We start from the raw sequence: 17,102 nt of genomic DNA, 5'->3' as shown, positions 1-17,102 counted from the left end.
CGCCAGCGGGGGGCCGCGTCCGGCGACAGGACGGCGATCCAGCAGAGACGCGCCGCAGTCCAAGATCACCGGACTGGGGCGAGGCCTGCGCATGGGGCAGGGATAGGCAATTCCATGCGCCCTGCCAAGGCGAAGGATGACCCCCCTGACAGGTGCACCGCGTCTGACCGTCCCGCCGCGTGGCGCAAAGCGCAGGGCACGCACGATTGGGGCTTGATGCGGCTTTGCACTTTGGCTAGCAAGCGGCCCATGCCTTGGCTTGCGGTCGTGGCGGAATTGGTAGACGCGCAGCGTTGAGGTCGCTGTTCTTTAACCGGAGTGGGGGTTCGAGTCCCCCCGACCGCACCAGGCTTTTCCATGAATTCGCGTGCGTTTTGACGGTCAAATCCTTGGATTTGCCGCAAGAAATGCTGTTGAAGCACCTCTCTTCAAAGTCTGTGCATCCTTTCTGACAGGGGTCGGGACCGCTGACGCCCTTCCGCGATGACTGGCGGGAGCCGCCGGGTGCATCAGGATGCGCAACCCATGGTTCCCACATCTGGCCCGAATGCAGGGCGGTCGGGTGCGGGTGTTACCTGCATTCACCTGATATGCGAGGCCCCGCAGGCCATCTGGTCCAACGGTCGCCCGAGCGAGAGCTGTGATCTTGGGCGCCCGGCTTTGGCGCTGCTGCAGGTGCCGAAACTGCTGGACCTGTTTCGCGACCGGGCAAAGGGGGGCAGAGGCCGCCATCAGCACCCGCGCGCGTCTCGTCGCCGCCAAGAAAACGCTGCCGCGCCATCTGGGCGCGATCACGGCTGCGCCACTTTGACAGGCGGATATGCGGTCAGTTGACCCGCAAAAGCTGTCATATGCAGGACAATCCCCTGCAATCCCTTGGTTTTTGACGTTCCCCGGGAATCCGGTTGCATAATGGGCGGTCGGTTGCTTTATTTCGCACCTGAAGAGTGCGGGATAACCCGCCGGACACAACGGGGAGATTGGCGTGGCGCAAGGCGACGACGCTTTCGTGGAATTTGACCGCGTTCAGAAAAGCTATGACGGCGAAAATCTGGTCGTCAAGGATCTCAACCTGTCGATGCCGAAGGGCGAGTTCCTGACCATGCTCGGGCCATCGGGGTCCGGCAAGACGACCTGCCTGATGATGCTGGCCGGGTTCGAGACCGCGACCCACGGCGACATCCGCCTCAAGGGCAAACCGATCAACGATATCCCGCCGCACAAGCGGGGCATCGGCATGGTGTTCCAGAACTACGCGCTGTTTCCGCACATGACCGTGGCCGAAAACCTCGCGTTTCCGCTGCAGGTCCGCAAGATGTCCAAGGACGTACAGCAGCAGAAGGTGAAGCGCGCCCTCGACATGGTGCAGATGGGCAGTTTCGCGGGCCGTCGTCCGTCGCAACTGTCGGGCGGTCAGCAACAGCGGATCGCACTGGCCCGCGCGCTGGTGTTCGAGCCGGAACTGGTTTTGATGGACGAACCGCTGGGCGCGCTGGACAAGCAGCTGCGCGAGACGCTGCAGTTCGAGATCACGGATCTGGCGCACAAGCTGGGGATCACCGTCGTTTACGTGACCCACGACCAGACCGAAGCGCTGACGATGTCCGACCGCGTCGCCGTCTTCGAGAATGGCCGCATTCAGCAGTTGGCCACGCCAAGCCAGTTGTACGAAGAGCCGCAGAACAGCTTCGTTGCGCAATTCATCGGTGAAAACAACACGTTGGAAGGCGTTGTTGCGGAAATCAAGGGTGACGCCTGCGTCGTGAAACTGGACAGCGGAGAGACGATCGACGCGGTGCCGGTGAACGTGACGAAGGTGGGCGAGCGCACCAAGGTCAGCATCCGGCCGGAACGGGTCGAGGTGGACACGAGCAAGCTGGGCCCCAATGCCCACACGCTGAAGGCCGAAGTGCTGGAGTTCATCTACATGGGCGACATTTTCCGCACGCGGCTGCGGGTCGCCGGCATCGACAACTTCATCATCAAGACACGCAATTCGCCCGATCAGGTGAAACTGACACCGGGCTCTACCATCGACATCGGCTGGCTGCCGCGGGATTGCCGCGCGCTGGACGCCTGATGCGAGACAGGGCAGGCCGCGCCCGGCGGCCTTGCCCGATAATATTAAGACCGGGTAACCTAACGGGAGTTTTAGAATGACTTTGAAGACAACACTTGCTGCGACGACGGCCCTGACGCTGGCCGCCACCGGTGTGTTCGCCGAAGCCCACACCACGATGTCCAACGACATGACCATCGTGTCCTGGGGCGGCGCCTACCAGAACAGTCAGCTGAAGGCCTATGTCGAGCCCTACGTGGCGATGCACCCCGAAGTGAACGTGGTCTGGGACGAATCCTCGGCTGAGGCCGTGGCCAAGCTGCGCGCCATGAACGAAGCCAACAACATCACCTGGGACCTGGTCGACGTCGAAGCCGCTGACGGCATCCGTCTGTGCGACGAAGGTCTGGCGATGGAGATCGACGTGGACGAGGCGCTCGCCCCCGGCGACGATGGCGCGACCCCGACGGACGACTTCGGCGACAGCCTCGTATCCGACTGCTTCATCCCGCAGATCGTTTTCTCGACCACCGTGGGTTACCGCACGGACATGGTCGGCGACACGCCGCCCTCTGATATCTGCGCGATCTTCGACGAAGAGAAGTATCCCGGCAAGCGGTCGCTGAACCGTCGCCCGCTGGCGAACATGGAATGGGCGCTGCTGTGTGACGGCGTGCCGAAGGACGAGATCTACGACGTGCTGGCGACCGACGAAGGTCAGGCGCAGGCGTTTGCCAAGCTGGACACCATCAAGAAAGATGTCGTCTGGTGGACCGCCGGCGCGGAAACCCCGCAGCTGCTGGCCGATGGCGAAGTCGTCATGGGGTCGACCTACAACGGTCGTCTGTTCAGCGCGATCGCCGAACAGGACCAGCCGATCGGCATGCTCTGGGATGCGGAAATGCTGGACTTTGACGGTTGGGTCGTTCCCGATGGTCTGCCCGAGGACCGTCTGGCCCGCGTCATGGACTTCCTGAAGTTCGCGACCGACACCCAGCGTCTGGCCGATCAGGCGGCCTACATCGCCTACGGTCCGGCCCGTGCGTCCTCTGCACCGCTGGTCAGCACCCATGCCGAGCTGGGTATTCCCATGGCAGAGCACATGCCGACCGATCCGGCCAACGCCAAGAACGTCTTCGTGACGAACTACGGCTTCTGGTCCGACTACCGCGACGATCTGGACGCCAAGTTCCAGGCGTGGCTGGCGCAGTAATCGCCTGATCTGAGACTGGGGCGGGCCATCACGGCCCGCCCCGCACATAAGAAACGACGACAGGGACGGGATACGCGCGATGCCAAAAGGTTATATCATCGGCCATATCAAGGTGACGGACCCGGAGGGATATCCGGAATACATCCGCCGCGACACGCCGATCCTGCAATCCCACGGCGCCAATTTCATCGTGCGCGGTGGCGCGTCAGAGACGCCGGAAGGCGAGGACATGGGCCGCCATGTCATCATCGAATTCGAAAGCTACGAGGCCGCGAAAGCCGCCTACAACGACCCTGCCTATCAGGAGGTCGCCGAGATCCGCCGCCGCTGTGCGATCAGCACCATGATCCTTGTCGAAGGAGTGTGAGATGAGCGATGCCACCCACGGACCCGACAACCTGACCGGCGTGACGCCGGATACCGGACTGAAGATCGGCAATTCCGAACAGGATGGTCCGATGCTGGCCGCCGACGGGACGCCGCTGAAGACATCGCTGAACCGCGCCCTGCGCCGGCAGAAGCGTCGTGCGCTGATGCTGATCGCACCGCTGCTGCTGTTCATCGTCGTGACCTTCATCTACCCCATCGGCGAAATGCTGTTCCGGTCCGTCGAGAACCAAATCGTCGGCGACACGCTGCCGCGGACGGTCCGCGTGCTGGCCGACTGGAACGCGGACGAAACCGACGTGCCGGGCCCTGCGGTCTTTTCCGCGCTGACCAAGGACATGATGGTCGCGGTCGAGGAAAAGAACCACACGCGGCTTGGATCGCGCCTGAATTACGAAGTCTCCGGCATCTCGTCCCTGTTCCGCAAGAGCGGGCGCGGCGTGGATGACATCGGCGAAGGCTACACCGATCAGTTCGTGGCACTGGACCCCGCATGGGAAGACCCGCAGACCTTCATCGACATCTTCGCCGGTCCCCGCTGGGTCGAGGCAAACGCGGAATACGACGGCGAAGGCCGCCGCCCGACGTTCCGCCTGAAGGACGGATCGGGCGAGGCTCTGCCGCAGACTGCGAGCATTTACAGGGACTTCGCGCGCGTAGTTCAGGTAGAGGATGATGACAACCCGGCGGAAGAGCAGCCGTGGAACAGCGTCTACCTTGCCCTGTACGAAGACCTGCGCGACGGCGCGCAGATCCCGGCGGATTTTCCGCAGGCCGCACTTCTGACCGCCGCACAGGCTGCGGTGCCGAATTTCCAGACGACCGACCTGCAGGCGGCCTTTGTCGACATGGACAAGGACTGGGCGGACCGCGAGGTCTGGCGCACGATCCAGACCTATTCCGCGCCCTACACCACTGGCTATTTCCTGAATGCCGCCGATCTGCAACTGACACCCGATGGCGTTGCATGGCGGCCAGAGAACGAGCGGGTCTATATCACGCTGTTCGTGCGCACGCTAATCATGTCGACGGCGATCACCGTGGCCTGCATCCTGCTGGGTTATCCGATCGGCTGGCTGTTGGCGAACCTGCCCAGCCGTCAGGCGAACCTGCTGATGATCCTCGTGCTGCTTCCGTTCTGGACCTCGTTGCTTGTGCGGACCTCCGCCTGGAAGGTGCTGCTGCAGGATCAGGGGGTGATCAACGACCTGCTGGTCTGGATCGGCTTTGTCTCTGACGGGAACCGGCTGGCGCTGATCAACAACGCGACCGGCACGGTCATCGCCATGACCCACATCCTGCTGCCGTTCATGATCCTGCCGCTGTATTCGGTGATGAAGACGATCCCGCCCAGTTATCTGCGCGCGGCAAAGTCGCTGGGTGCGACGAACTGGACAGCGTTCTGGCGGGTCTATTTTCCGCAAAGCGTGCCGGGCATCGGCGCGGGGTCGATCCTCGTGTTCATCCTTGCCATCGGCTATTACATCACCCCGGAAATCGTGGGTGGCACCAAGGGTGTCTTCATCTCGAACCGGATCGCCTATCACATCTCGACCTCGCTGAACTGGGGCCTGGCGGCCGCATTGGGCGCGATCCTGCTGGTCATCGTCATGGCGTTCTACTGGGCCTACGACCGCATCGTCGGTATCGATAACGTCAAGCTGGGAGGCTGAAGCCATGTCATCCGTTGCCTTCAACCCCGAAAAGGGCAAGCCCCTGCACCCCTTCATCACCTTTACCCTGCCGCTGGTCGCCATCTTCGGCGCCCTACTGGGGTTCATCGGTGGGCAGGCCGCGGGCCTTGGTCCTCTGGAAGGGGCAATCTTCGGCGCGGTCATCGCTGCGGTGCTGGCCTTTGTGCTGACGCGGTTCCTGCCGCGCAAGACCGGGCGCTGGGTCGCGATTGCGGTCTGCGTGGCGCTGGGGTTCTTTGCCGGCGGATTTCCCGGCGCTTTGGGCGGTCTGATCCTGGGCGCCCTGCTGGGCTGGTCGATCTACTGGCTGGACACGGGCGACTACCGGCGCGGCGTGCCGCCCTATGCCTCGACCGGGCAGGTGCTGTGGCACAACAGCTTCAAGTTTATCTGCGGTGCGATCTTTTTCTTCCTCATCGCCCCGATCATCACGATCATCCCGCTGTCGTTTAACGCGCAGAACTTCTTTACCTTCACGCCGGAGATGCTGGCGCTGGACCCGGCCGGATACAGCCTAAAGCATTACGCCGATTTCTTTACCAACGATGCCTGGCTGCAACCGCTGAAAAATTCGCTGATCATTGCGCCCTTTGCCACGTTCATCTCGGTGTCGCTCGGCACGCTGGCGGCGATCGGACTGTCGCAGTCCCATGTGCCCGGACGGCGCGCGATCATGGCGGTGCTGATCTCTCCGATGATCGTGCCGCTGATCATTTCGGCGACGGGCATGTTCTTTTTCTACAGCCAGCTGGGCCTGTTCATGGAGAACTACCTCGGCATCTCGAAATCGCTGAGCGGGTATATCAAGGTCATTCTGGCCCACGCGGCGCTGGGTGTGCCATTCGTCATCATCACCGTGACGGCAACGCTGGTCAGCTTTGACCAGTCGCTGACGCGGGCGGCGGCGAACATGGGTGCAAACCCGGTGACGACCTTCTTCAAGGTGCAGATGCCGCTGATCCTGCCGGGGGTCATTTCTGGCGGCCTCTTCGCCTTCATCACGTCCTTTGACGAGGTTGTCGTGGTGCTGTTCGTCGGGGCGGCTGCCCAGAAGACGCTGCCTTGGCAGATGTTCACTGGTCTGCGCGAGCAGATCAGCCCGACGATCCTTGCGGTGGCGACGATCCTTGTCGTTGTGTCCATCGCGCTGCTGACGGTCGTGGAACTGCTGCGCCGCCGGTCAGAGCGGCTGCGGGGCATGTCGCCGGGCTGACCGTCTGGTTTGGGCCCGTCAGGGCAGCACGGCAAGCCAGCCCCAGACCGTCAGGATCGAGACCCCCGTGGCGATCAGCACTGCGCTGGCCGCCACGCGGCGGGCCCGGCCGTACATGTTGGCGAAGACATAGGCGTTCACCCCCGGTGCCATGGCCGAGGTCAGAATGGCGGACCGCAGTTCAGGCACGCTGAGGCCTGCGACGCCCGACATCACCCAGACGATGGCAGGATGCAGCACGAGGCTGATGGCCACGACGAAGAGGATCGCCCGCATGTCGCCCGCGGGGCGGTAGCGGAACAGCACTCCGCCCAATCCGAAGAGGGCGGCGGGCAGGGCGGCGCGCACCATCAGGTCGATGGCGTCGGTGAAGACGCCGGGCAGGGGCAGGCCGGTCAGGTTGACGATCAGGCCCAGCGTGATGCCGATGATCAGCCCGTTCTGAAACATCGCCTTCAGCACCTTGGCGGGCAAGGCGCGGGCGGAATTGCCGGTGTTGCGTGCAATCTCCATCGCCGTAATCCCCAGCAGGTAGCCGAAGGGCGAGTGGATCGCGATGATCGCGTAGTTGTAGCGCAGCGCATCGGTGCCGTAGGCACGTTCCGTGATCGGTAGGCCCAGCAGCAGCGTGTTGGAAAAGAGCGCGCAGAAGCCGATGGCGACGCTGTCCTGCCAGTCGCGCTTGAACAGCACCCGCGCGCCGATCATGCCGACGAAAAAGCAGATTGTGGCACCGGTGTAGAAGGTGGCGAGCAGCGCCAGATCGAAGTTCTGTCCCAGATCGAGGCCGCTGATGGCGCGGAACAGCAGGCAGGGGATCGCAAAGGTCTGGGTGAAGCGCATCAGCCCGTCGACGCCGCTGTCGGTGAAAAGCCCCTTCCAGACCGCGACATAGCCGAAGCCGATCACGAGGAAGACCGGCAGGATGACGTCGATCAGATTGCCCATGGCAGGTTCCTTGGGAGGGGCCGGGATGCCTCCGGCGGGCGTTTAACTTGCCAAATGAAGGATCAGGCGGAGCGCGTCAGGGTCAGACCGTCGTAGGCGGGAATGACGCTGTCGGGGAGTTCGTTGCACAAGGTCGCGTAGTCGAGGTCGATGTGCATGTTCGTCAACACGGCCTGACGGGGGGCTGCGCGGGCGATCCATTCAAGGGTCTGGGACAGGTGGCTGTGGCTGGGGTGGGGTGTGCGGCGCAGGGCATCGACGATCCAGATGTCGAGGTCGTGGAGGTGGGTCCAGGATGCCGCCGGGATGTCGGAGACGTCCGGAAGGTAGGCCACGTCGGCGATGCGAAAGCCCAAGGCCGGGATGGTGCCGTGGACGACCTCGAACGGGGTCAGGACGATCTGGCCGCCGGGGCCGTTCACGATGACGTCGCCGCGAATCGGCCGCAGGTCGCAGATCGGCGGGTAGGCCGAGCCGGGGGGCGTCTCGAAGGCATAGGCAAAGCGGTCGCGGAGCGCCTCGGCCGTGGGGGCGTCGGCCCAGATGTCGAGGCGTTTGCGCATGTTGAAGACGATCATGCGCAGGTCGTCGATGCCGTGGACGTGGTCCGCGTGTGGGTGGGTGTAGACGACCGCATCGAGGGTGCCGATGTTCGCGTCGAGCAGTTGCGCGCGCAGATCAGGCGATGTGTCGATCAGCACGCGGGTCGTGCCGTCGGGGCCGTCGCGTTCGACCAGCAGGGAACAGCGGCGGCGGGCGTTCTTGGGGTTCGCTGGGTCGCAGTCGCCCCACTGGCCGCCGAGGCGCGGCACACCGCCGGACGATCCGCAGCCGAGGATGGTAAAGCGATGCGTCATGCGGCCCGCCAGAACAGGCGGTCGAAATTGGCGGAGGTGGCTTTTGCGAAATCGTCGAGGGACAACCCGAAGGTGTCGGCGCCGACCTGCGCTGTGTGGGCGGTGAAGGCAGGTTCGTTGCGCCGGCCCCGGTGAGGGGGCGGTGCGAGGTAGGGGCTGTCGGTTTCCACGAGGATCCGGTCGAGGGGGGCGTCGGCGAAGATGGCGCGCAGGTCGGTAGACTTTGGAAAGGCAGAGATGCCGGACATGGAAAGGTAGAAGTCGAGCGCCAAGGCGGCCTCTGCCAGGGCGCGGGAGGAGGAGAAGCAGTGCATCATGCAGGTGTAGGGGCCTGCGGCATGCTCTTCTGTCAGGATGCGGGCCATGTCGTCATCGGCGTCGCGGGCGTGGATGATCAGCGGCAGTTTGGTCTGGCGACACGCCTCGATATGCAGGCGCAGGCTGTCCTGCTGCTGCGTCTTCGTCTCGGCGGTGTAGTGGTAGTCGAGGCCGGTTTCACCGATGCCCACGAATTTCGGATGTTGTGCCAGCGTGACGAGGTCCTCGACCGTGACGGGGGCGTGGTCACCCACGCTCATCGGGTGGACACCGGCAGCCCAGAAGACGCCGTCGTGGGCGTCGGCGATGGCGGCGACGCGGGGCGCGTTGGGCAGTTTCGTGCAGATCGTGACCATGCGGGTGACGCCGGCGGCGCGGGCACGGTCGATGACCGCGTCGCGTTCGTCGTCGAAATCCGGGAAATCCAGATGGCAGTGGGCGTCGACAAGGGCGGGAGGGGTCATGGATAAGCCTTAGGCAGTGGCGAGCGCCGTCTGTTCGATGCTGAGTACCATATCGAGGATCAGCGCCGCAGGGTCAAGGTTGACCGCCCGTCCGTGCCGCGCCCGCGCCGAGGCGCGCTGTTGCAGATCGGCCCAGGCGCGGGCGGCCTGGTCGTGGGGCGAGATGCGCGATAGCAGGCGCGCCTCGCCCGTGGCGCCTTGCGATGTCGGTTCGCCCAACAGGCCAGCGCGGGCGGTGCGGGCGAGGAAGCGGTCGATCAGGTCAAGGACCAGCGCGAAACGGGTGTCGTTGGCGCGGCCGGCACAGCTTTCGGCCAGCTTGATCGTGGCGTTGCGGTCCAGATGCGGCAGGGTCGTCATCAGGCCGATCAGTTGCGCGTAAAGCTGCAAGCCGTCCTGCGTCAGCAGGCGCACCGCGTCGCCGGCGGACCCGTCCGAGAGGGTGGCGAGGGCTTCGGTCGCCTCCGTTTCCAGCCCCGCCTGCGTCAGGGCGGCGCCGAGGTCCGCGGCAGAGAGGGGCGCGCAGCGCAGCACGCGACAGCGCGAGCGGATCGTCGGCAGCAGGCGCGAGGGCTGGTGGGCGATCAGGAGCAGGGAGGTGCGGGCGGGGGGTTCTTCCAGTTCCTTGAGGATCGCGTTGGCGGCGGAGCGGTTCAATTCATCGGCGGCATCGACGATCACGACGCGGCGTCCGCCGTCGGTCGCGCTCATGTGGAAGAAATCGCGCATGCCGCGCACGGCGTCGACGGTGATTTCGGATTTCAGCACGCCGGTCTTGTCGTCGGTGGGCCTGCGCACGACGTAAAGACGCGGGTGGGCGCCGGACTGGATCAGGCGGGCGTCGGGGTTTTCCGCATCGATGGTCAGGGACGTGACCGGGGGCGGGTCGCCGAACAATCCACCCTCGGCCGGGCGGTCGGCCAGCAGGAAGGTGGCGATCTTCCACGCCAGCGTCGCCTTGCCGACGCCGCGCGGGCCGGTGATCAGCCAGCCGGAGTGCATGCGGCCTGCGTTCCATGCGTCGAGGAAATCGGTGACGGCGGCGTCCTGACCGTAAAGCTGCGCCGTATCGCGCGGGTGCGGCGCGCCGGCGATACGGTCGGGTTCGGCCACCTCGGTCACAGGTGCGCCCGGATTTCAGAGGCGACGGCGGCGGCGTCGCGGTTGCCGTCGATCACGATGCAGCGGTCTGTGTTGTCGCGCGCGAGGGTCAGGAAGCCATGGCGCAGGGTTTCCTGAAACTGCAGGCCCATCTCCTCGAACCGGTCCTCTCCGCTGCTGCGCGCGAGGCCGCGGCGCAGGGCCAAGGCGGGGTCCATGTCGATGATGAAAGTGAGGTCGGGTTCACGCCCGATCATCAGCGCATGCAACTGGTCGACGGCGTGGCGCAGATCGCCGCGGGTGGCACCCTGATAGACGCGGGTGCTGTCGGCAAAGCGGTCAGAGATCACCGTCTGTCCGGCGTCGAGGGCCGGTTGCACGGTCTTTTCGAGGTGATCGCGGCGGGCAGCGGTGAACAGCAGGATCTCGGTCTGCGCGCTCCACCGGTCGGTGTCGCCGGTCAGCAGCAGGGCACGAATCTCTTCGGCACCGGGGCTGCCGCCGGGTTCGCGGGTCAGAACGACCCGTTCGCCGCTGCCGCGCAGATGGTCTGCCAGCAGACGCGCCTGAGTCGATTTGCCGGACCCGTCGATCCCCTCGAACGAGATGAACCGCGCAGGCTGCGTCATGCGGGCGGTGCTGCCGCGTCGGTGTCGGCCTCGGCGGGGGTGGCATCGTCTGCAGTCGCATCGGTGATCTTGCCCATGATCACCTGTGCGGCGGTCCGCATCCGGGGCATGAAGCCACCGCGCGGCACGTCGCGGTCGGCGACCAGCGGCACGCGCTTTTCGGGCATCCCGTCGAGGCTGATGACCAGCTCTCCCAACTGCTCTCCGGCGGTGATCGGGGCCTGAATCGGGCTGTCGTAGACGATATTGGCGGGAATGTTGTCCTGTTGCAGGACCGGGATCAGCAGCGACAGGTCGCTGCCCACAGTCAGGCCGACCTGCGGTTTGTCGCCCATCCAGACCGGCGCATCCGCGATGCGGGTGCCGGCCTTGGCCACGTCCTTTTGCGCGAACTGGCGGAAGGCCCAGTTAACGATCTTTTCGGCCTCTTCACGCCGCTCTGCGGTGCTGTCCATGCCGGACAGCACGAAGATGATGCGCCGCCCGTCCTGCTTGGCAGAGCCGACGAGGCCGTATCCCGCCTCTGCGGTATGGCCGGTTTTCAACCCGTCGGCGCCGATGCCAAGGCTGAGGATCGGGTTGCGGTTCTGGGTGTTAGACGGCACGCGCCCGTCGAACAGGAATTCCTGTTCCGAGAAGATCGGGTAGAAGGTCGGGAAATCGGTGATCAGGTGATCGGCCAGCGTGCCCAGATCGCGCATCGACATCACGTGACCGGGTGCGGGCCAGCCGTTCGCGTTGAGGAACGTGGAATTGTTCATGCCCATCTGCTTGGCCCGGTCGGTCATCATCCGTGCAAAGCCGGCCTCTGTGCCGTCGGGCGACAGCGCCTCTGCCAGCACGACGGCGGCGTCGTTGCCGGACAGCACGATGACGCCGCGCAGCAGATCCTCGACCTTGACCCGGTCGGTGGTATCCAGAAACATGCTGGACCCGTCATAGCTCGCCGCATGGGCCGAGACGGGCAGTTCTTCATCGATGCGCAGGCGGCCGTCGGCGATCGCCTCGAAGGCCATGTAGATCGTCATCAGCTTTGACATGGAGGCGGGCGGCAGCGGCTGGTCTGCATTCTTGTCCAGCAGCACGGTGCCGGTCGTCTCGTCCAGCACATAGGCGGCGCGCGCCTTGGTGTTGAAGGCCTGCGCCCCCGCTGTGCCGGCAGTCAGGCACAGCAGCAGGGCCAGAAGGGGGCGGATCATGACACGCATGGCAAAAGCTCCGGGGCAGGGGTCCTAGTTCGTGACGGCGTAGGCATCGGGAAAGCCCAGCGCCTTGATCTTGTCCAGCACAGCCGTGCGGTCGGCGGCGGTCGGCGCAGGGCCGACGACGACCCGCCAGAAGGATTTGCCCTGGCTGTTCTGCGCCAGCACGCTGGCCGAGAGCCCATCGGCGCGCAGGCGGTCGGCAGTCTCATTGGCGTTCGCCTCGATGCTGAAGATGCCGATCTGGATGAATGGCTTTTCCAGGCCGGAGGTCGGGGCCGGTGCAGGGGCCGCTGGTGCGGCGGCGGGCAGGGCGGTGGCGACCGGTGCCACCTCTGGCATGGTCGTATCGGTTGCGGCAAGGTCGGTCGGGGCGGGGTCGAGCGGTGTGGCCGCGATGACCTCTGGCGCGTTAAAGTCGGTGATCGCGGTAGCGTCGGAGGCCGGCGCCTCTTCGCGCCGCAGGGCGATCACGCTCAGTGTCGCGGGCGATCCGGCCAGAACGCCCAACGCTTCTGCCGCGTCAGAGGAGATCTGCAGCGCGGGGCCGGGGTTATCCAGCTCGCGCCGGAACAGCGCGCCGATGACGAATTTGCCGTTGGCGGTATTGCGGATGATGACCCGTTCGGGGTCGGTCACGGTGGGGTGCGCGACCCAGACGCCGCCCAGCGACGGGCGACCGTCCCACAGACCCGCTTCGGTCAGGGAGAAGACTTCCGGCGCTTCGACATCACGCTCGGCCAGGGCCATGCCGTCGGCGGACACGGCATCCGCAGCGCCGCTGCCGCCCATCTTCGGCATCTTGTCGCAGCCGGCCAGGGCAGCCAGCGACAGCACCGCGACGGCACAGGTCGCACGCCGCCAGCCGAGGCGCACGGACGGCCCCCCGTGCCGGGTGATCTGGTGAAAAGCCTGCTCCAATCCGTCTGCCATCGCTCGCCCTCGTCCATTCTGGGTCTCGCGCCACCGTTTGACACGGTCCTTGCTGTGCGACACCGTGCTACACGGCCAGGCCACCGGCCTGCCGCCTTTCGCGGGACACTAGCGCCTGAGTGCCGCATTTGAAAGACCGCCCCGGCCACAGCGGACTGTTTTCGCCAAAGCGTGAAGCCGCTTTACGCGCCGCCACGACCGCAGTATCAGGCGCGGGTCGGAGGCTTGGCAGAGTGGTCGATTGCACCGGTCTTGAAAACCGGCGAGGGTGTGAGCCCTCCCAGGGTTCGAATCCCTGAGCCTCCGCCATGACCTACTGGGAACGCATTGATATTGTTTGATTTAATATCAAATCCTAAAATCTCTTCCCCCATTTCTTCCCCCGCAAATTTGCGGAAGGTGATGGAAGCTCACGGTCTCGGCTTGCGAAAGTAGTTAAGCCACGGTGTCAGAGTACGCTGGCACAGGCCTTTCAGTTTGTCTTCAATGATGCGCAAAGGAAGATGTTTTCGCACTGCAGCGCACTGCAGAGAGCTCATGCGCACGCCGCTCAGGCCAAACAGGCCTCGTGGCCTCTATCCATAATTCCAGGCTTTTGCTGCAAAAACCTTCAGAATCTGAAGTTACGAAACAGCTGGAAGTGCCCTTCTCACTACAAAATAAATGTGCTGGATGGATCAGGCCTTACTTAAGACCGACGCAGCACTCGCCTCATAACAAGAACTCACGCGGCTCTGCTAAGATTGGTATGAAAAATTGCGTGAAGGGCTCATTTTCCGTGGGCAAAGTTCGCGGCAGCTGGTGAAGATAATGGCTTGTCTATAATTGAAAGTAATGATCGAACAATGCTTTCTCCATACGCGACGTTCCCGTGAGTTAAATCACCATAATCAGGATCCTCCGGCTTGCGCTCTGTGCGACCGTCAAAACGCAGACCAGCCCGCACCATTTCAAGCCTAGTGTGCATACCGTCATCACTCAAAACATCTTTGGGAGGCAGTAGGGTTTTAAAGCTTTTCTCCCCATTTGAAAGTTGCACAAAGCTGCGAATTTCCTGAGATAAAACGTTAAGATATTCTTTCTCACAGCCCTTTACCCCTCCGTTTAAGAATGGTGATTGTTGCTCACAAAGTGGAGGTGCCCCGACAAAGATTAACTCTCTTTCATCACAGCATGCGAGAATCTTTGAAAAAAGTATGACGCTAGATGGCACGCTGCGAACAATGTCACTAATTAACTCATACGACAGATTATTTAGCCATTTTCCACAAATAAAGTTTCGGGGGTCCAGTACTGACTTTCCAGAAGCAAAGATAATTACGTCAAAATCAAGAATATTTGGCCCCGGCGCAGCGCCCCAACTAAACCAAATATGGTTAGAAACTTCTTCGGGAAAGGTCAATAATGAGCCAGAAATATCCAGTTTCCCAAAATTAGGCCCAGCACACGCTAAGTACTTTACGCACAGTCTATCGGCTTTATGTTCATTGGAGAGAACTCTCTCAAACCCTGCTTTGATTGCGCCCACGTTAGAGTCGCCAACCACCAAAACATTTGTCTTCATTTCGCAAAGGCCTCCAGTAGCGCCTCTTCACACACAACTTCAGTCATTTTTTCCGCACCATTTAGTTCTGACGTTACATTTGCTAGATTAACATGCAAAGGTAAGTGCTGAGAGAAAAAGTGGTTCATCACAACATTTACAATCTCTGGGCGCACGTCTCTCATGTTTTCACGGAATGCGACCGAATTAAACTTGGGATTCAATACAATTTCGTACGACGGGAAATAGTCCACAAAGTCAAACGTATCATACAGGCGCCCAGCAGCTGCCCGCAGAACAGATTTGGAATATACTGTGGATTGAAGCACGTGCCTTTCCTCGGCAGTTGCAGCCAGAGGTACAGGAGAGACCGTTAGGATTACCTTGAAAGGGCGTTGCTCCCTAATTCGATTAAGTACTTCGCAAAAATCTCTGAAATCAGAAACTATTTCCTCGAAGCTATAGTTTACAAATCTATAACTATCTTCCTCGTAACTACCTGCAATGGTACCAGGTGCAGTTGGGTAAACGATGCCGCTTCTTTTGTGCTCCCAAGCTTCGGTCAGACCCATTGTGAATACGAAAACATCCATTGTTTCAAAAAGAATTTTTACCTTTTCAAGATGTTCCTTTCTGTGAAGCAAAACTGTTTCGGCCGAGGAAAGCCCTTTCGGTTCAACATTTGGTCGAAGAGCGTCAACATAGCCACTAGGACCAGACCAAACGCGCTGTCCGGAATCGCCGCTTTCATTCTCCACCTCGCTTGCCAGCTGTTTTAGCTGTCTCATGGTGTAGATGTTCCCGTATCTGGCGCTATACACTCCAAAACCGTATCTCTGGTGTTTTTCCGCTGCTAGACCGTTCGGTGCGGGCTCAACATCTAATACATTGTAGCCATTTTTCTTTAGATGTGTGGATATATGTTGAGCGAAACAAGATCCTGCGGTCGCAATTTTCTCTTTCGGTTCTAAAGCGAACTTTTTCTCGTAAATATCGTTAATGAAAAAAGGGTTTTCTTCAGCGACACCAGTTCGCCAAAACCGAGAGGGTGGGAGATCAGAGTAAGGGTGCATTGGCGTTTTCCAAGTGACTACAGTTTTGATGACAGACAGGCTTTTCAGGTACCCGGTTATAAGTGAGCGCTCAAAACTTCAATGCAAATTGAATTGAGCTTCCCCCAGCCGCAGGCCGTTCGGCATCATGGTCGCTCAGGCATCACCAGAAGGCAAGCTGTTCGAAGTGAGCTGTTATCCACGAAAGTCTAACCGCGTGCGAGAGGCTGAACCAACCCGCTCTGCCCACTGCAAGCCCGCATCATATGGGTGAACTATGAAACATGTCTCTCGAAGCCATCAACGCCATGTTTTATAAGGTAGATAATGCGGTCATGATAGCAAAATCAGATAACCACTTGGGGAACGTGGGGTTAAAGCTGTACCGGGTCAATAGAAGGGGCAGCACTGGGCGGGTCAATCAATCATTCGACAGCATGTCACGAACGAGACGGCGGAAACCACCGGCTTGATTCCGCAACCTCTCAATATCGTTCGTGCGTCCGCCGTGCCTGTACTGACCGTTTTCAACCCCTGTCGGCGCACCGCCCCCAGCACCGTGCATCCTACAAACCTTCCAGCCTCGCACAGCCGGGGCTTTGCATTGCTTGCCGCTACGCTTTGAATGCGCACTGCAACGCGGTGCATTTTGCAGCCTTTCCACCGGGTGCATGGGGTTAGCGTTACTTTTCATCCGTAGGCCCCCCGTGATGCGTCACGTCGCCGACGATAGCCTGACCACCTTCGCGCACGTCCACGCGCTCCACCCTGACAATCTGTTGCGCCTTGGCACGGTATTTCTTGAGCGCTTCAACCTGCGTCGTGAACGTCCGTGCCAGCTTGTTGGCGATGCGGTCAAACGCTTCGACACGTTGCAGGTGATGGGCGTCCACCATCTGTTGCATCGCCCATGACAACGCTGCGTTTGTCGCTGTCATCTGACTGACCAATAGCGCTTCCACAGCGTCTTTCGGTTCCATCTCAATAGCCATATTGGTCAGCATATTGTGGTATTCGCCGCCGCGATTTCCAAGGCTTCCCATGCCAGTCAGCAGGACACCATTTGCTGCTGCCCGCGTTTTCATGCCGAACAAATTTTTCAGCATATCATCGTCAATCACGCCTACTTGCAACACGCCGTTGTCATCTTTGGAAATGACTGGTGCTATCCTGCGCGTGTTGCTGGTCTTTGCGATTTTGTTCATTTTGGCTGTTCCCATGATTTTGTGATGCCGTTCCAGTGCTGCCCGTTTGGTCCGTGTCGTTCCCATTCTGTCAGGTCGCGCCACGCGGCCAACGATACGATGCGGCCCGTCCATGTGACCGGTTTGCCCGCGATGCTTTCGCCATAGGGGCTTGGCTTCGGCGGTTCGCCTGCGCTCGTCGTTGGCTTGTCGACTGGTGACTGAGGGCGTGCGACACGTGCGACTTGTGCGACTTGTGAGGGGTTTTCGGGTGCAGGCGTTGGAAGGCGCACCGGGTCAAATGC

At 61.6% G+C, this 17,102-nt stretch carries 15 protein-coding genes and 2 tRNA genes; 7 read left to right on the top strand and 10 right to left on the bottom strand.

Going from position 1 to position 17,102, the window contains the following annotated elements; translation table 11 throughout:
* Positions 1–261 precede the first annotated feature (261 nt).
* From GLR48_RS16920 to GLR48_RS16895, 6 genes are all read left to right on the top strand, one after another.
* A tRNA-Leu gene (locus GLR48_RS16920) sits at positions 262–348 on the top strand.
* Between the two features lie 631 nt (positions 349–979).
* The gene (locus tag GLR48_RS16915) at positions 980–2,080 is read left to right on the top strand and encodes an ABC transporter ATP-binding protein (protein ID WP_442915845.1); all 1,101 of its coding nucleotides are present in this window, start codon (positions 980–982) and stop codon (positions 2,078–2,080) included.
* A gap of 76 nt (positions 2,081–2,156) precedes the next feature.
* Positions 2,157–3,272: an extracellular solute-binding protein gene (locus tag GLR48_RS16910; protein ID WP_237063133.1), complete on the top strand. Its 1,116-nt coding sequence runs from the start codon at positions 2,157–2,159 to the stop codon at positions 3,270–3,272.
* A 79-nt stretch (positions 3,273–3,351) separates the two neighbouring features.
* The gene (locus GLR48_RS16905; RefSeq protein WP_237063131.1) at positions 3,352–3,639 is read left to right on the top strand and encodes a DUF1330 domain-containing protein; all 288 of its coding nucleotides are present in this window, start codon (positions 3,352–3,354) and stop codon (positions 3,637–3,639) included.
* A gap of 1 nt (position 3,640) precedes the next feature.
* On the top strand, positions 3,641–5,332 hold the full coding sequence (locus tag GLR48_RS16900; RefSeq protein WP_237063129.1) for an ABC transporter permease: 1,692 nt from the start codon (positions 3,641–3,643) through the stop codon (positions 5,330–5,332).
* Between the two features lie 4 nt (positions 5,333–5,336).
* On the top strand, positions 5,337–6,566 hold the full coding sequence (locus GLR48_RS16895) for an ABC transporter permease (protein WP_237063127.1): 1,230 nt from the start codon (positions 5,337–5,339) through the stop codon (positions 6,564–6,566).
* Between the two features lie 18 nt (positions 6,567–6,584).
* On the opposite strand, the gene GLR48_RS16890 is transcribed toward GLR48_RS16895, so the two are convergent.
* From GLR48_RS16890 to GLR48_RS16860, 7 genes are all read right to left on the bottom strand, one after another.
* Positions 6,585–7,514 carry an AEC family transporter gene (locus GLR48_RS16890; RefSeq protein WP_237063125.1) on the bottom strand — a complete coding sequence of 310 codons (930 nt, stop codon included), beginning with the start codon at positions 7,512–7,514 and terminating at the stop codon, positions 6,585–6,587.
* Positions 7,515–7,576: 62 nt separating this feature from the next.
* Entirely contained in the window at positions 7,577–8,371 is a 795-nt protein-coding gene (locus GLR48_RS16885) for an MBL fold metallo-hydrolase (RefSeq protein ID WP_237063124.1), read from the bottom strand.
* Positions 8,368–9,153, bottom strand: coding sequence for a TatD family hydrolase (locus GLR48_RS16880; protein WP_237063123.1), 786 nt, complete (start codon positions 9,151–9,153; stop codon positions 8,368–8,370). Before GLR48_RS16880 ends, GLR48_RS16885 begins: the two co-directional genes overlap by 4 nt.
* A 9-nt stretch (positions 9,154–9,162) precedes the next feature.
* Positions 9,163–10,275, bottom strand: a complete 1,113-nt coding sequence (locus tag GLR48_RS16875) for a DNA polymerase III subunit delta' (RefSeq protein ID WP_237063122.1) — start codon at positions 10,273–10,275, stop codon at positions 9,163–9,165.
* A complete protein-coding gene (gene tmk / locus GLR48_RS16870) occupies positions 10,272–10,883 on the bottom strand; it encodes a dTMP kinase (RefSeq protein ID WP_237063121.1) in 612 nt (203 codons plus the stop codon). The genes GLR48_RS16875 and tmk overlap by 4 nt, the downstream gene beginning before the upstream one ends.
* Positions 10,880–12,091: a D-alanyl-D-alanine carboxypeptidase family protein gene (locus GLR48_RS16865; protein WP_442915813.1), complete on the bottom strand. Its 1,212-nt coding sequence runs from the start codon at positions 12,089–12,091 to the stop codon at positions 10,880–10,882. Before GLR48_RS16865 ends, tmk begins: the two co-directional genes overlap by 4 nt.
* 24 nt (positions 12,092–12,115) lie before the next feature.
* On the bottom strand, positions 12,116–13,018 hold the full coding sequence (locus GLR48_RS16860) for an SPOR domain-containing protein (protein WP_442915812.1): 903 nt from the start codon (positions 13,016–13,018) through the stop codon (positions 12,116–12,118).
* Between the two features lie 219 nt (positions 13,019–13,237).
* Between GLR48_RS16860 and GLR48_RS16855 the strand changes: the two genes are divergently transcribed.
* A tRNA-Ser gene (locus tag GLR48_RS16855) sits at positions 13,238–13,327 on the top strand.
* A gap of 460 nt (positions 13,328–13,787) precedes the next feature.
* On the opposite strand, the gene GLR48_RS16850 is transcribed toward GLR48_RS16855, so the two are convergent.
* The 3 genes from GLR48_RS16850 to GLR48_RS16840 form a co-directional block, all read right to left on the bottom strand.
* A complete protein-coding gene (locus tag GLR48_RS16850; protein WP_237063120.1) occupies positions 13,788–14,582 on the bottom strand; it encodes a hypothetical protein in 795 nt (264 codons plus the stop codon).
* The gene (locus GLR48_RS16845) at positions 14,579–15,634 is read right to left on the bottom strand and encodes a GSCFA domain-containing protein (protein ID WP_237063119.1); all 1,056 of its coding nucleotides are present in this window, start codon (positions 15,632–15,634) and stop codon (positions 14,579–14,581) included. Before GLR48_RS16845 ends, GLR48_RS16850 begins: the two co-directional genes overlap by 4 nt.
* A gap of 662 nt (positions 15,635–16,296) precedes the next feature.
* On the bottom strand, positions 16,297–16,818 hold the full coding sequence (locus GLR48_RS16840; protein WP_237063117.1) for a hypothetical protein: 522 nt from the start codon (positions 16,816–16,818) through the stop codon (positions 16,297–16,299).
* Between the last annotated feature and the right edge of the window lie 284 nt (positions 16,819–17,102).

This window comes from Loktanella sp. M215, assembly GCF_021735925.1.
Taxonomy (GTDB): domain Bacteria; phylum Pseudomonadota; class Alphaproteobacteria; order Rhodobacterales; family Rhodobacteraceae; genus Loktanella.
Note: the sequence above shows the minus strand (reverse complement) of the source record. Positions and strands in the feature narration are given on the sequence as shown.

What these genes read in the sequence shown, in the direction of transcription:
- GLR48_RS16910 (WP_237063133.1), top strand. Translation starts at nt 2,157, where the DNA reads ATGACTTTGAAGACAACACTTGCTGCGACGACGGCCCTGACGCTGGCC.
- GLR48_RS16905 (WP_237063131.1), top strand. Translation starts at nt 3,352, where the DNA reads ATGCCAAAAGGTTATATCATCGGCCATATCAAGGTGACGGACCCGGAG.
- GLR48_RS16900 (WP_237063129.1), top strand. Translation starts at nt 3,641, where the DNA reads ATGAGCGATGCCACCCACGGACCCGACAACCTGACCGGCGTGACGCCG.
- GLR48_RS16895 (WP_237063127.1), top strand. Translation starts at nt 5,337, where the DNA reads ATGTCATCCGTTGCCTTCAACCCCGAAAAGGGCAAGCCCCTGCACCCC.
- GLR48_RS16890 (WP_237063125.1), bottom strand. Translation starts at nt 7,514, where the DNA reads ATGGGCAATCTGATCGACGTCATCCTGCCGGTCTTCCTCGTGATCGGC.
- GLR48_RS16885 (WP_237063124.1), bottom strand. Translation starts at nt 8,371, where the DNA reads ATGACGCATCGCTTTACCATCCTCGGCTGCGGATCGTCCGGCGGTGTG.
- GLR48_RS16880 (WP_237063123.1), bottom strand. Translation starts at nt 9,153, where the DNA reads ATGACCCCTCCCGCCCTTGTCGACGCCCACTGCCATCTGGATTTCCCG.
- tmk (WP_237063121.1), bottom strand. Translation starts at nt 10,883, where the DNA reads ATGACGCAGCCTGCGCGGTTCATCTCGTTCGAGGGGATCGACGGGTCC.
- GLR48_RS16865 (WP_442915813.1), bottom strand. Translation starts at nt 12,091, where the DNA reads ATGCGTGTCATGATCCGCCCCCTTCTGGCCCTGCTGCTGTGCCTGACT.
- GLR48_RS16860 (WP_442915812.1), bottom strand. Translation starts at nt 13,018, where the DNA reads ATGGCAGACGGATTGGAGCAGGCTTTTCACCAGATCACCCGGCACGGG.
- GLR48_RS16850 (WP_237063120.1), bottom strand. Translation starts at nt 14,582, where the DNA reads ATGAAGACAAATGTTTTGGTGGTTGGCGACTCTAACGTGGGCGCAATC.
- GLR48_RS16845 (WP_237063119.1), bottom strand. Translation starts at nt 15,634, where the DNA reads ATGCACCCTTACTCTGATCTCCCACCCTCTCGGTTTTGGCGAACTGGT.
- GLR48_RS16840 (WP_237063117.1), bottom strand. Translation starts at nt 16,818, where the DNA reads ATGAACAAAATCGCAAAGACCAGCAACACGCGCAGGATAGCACCAGTC.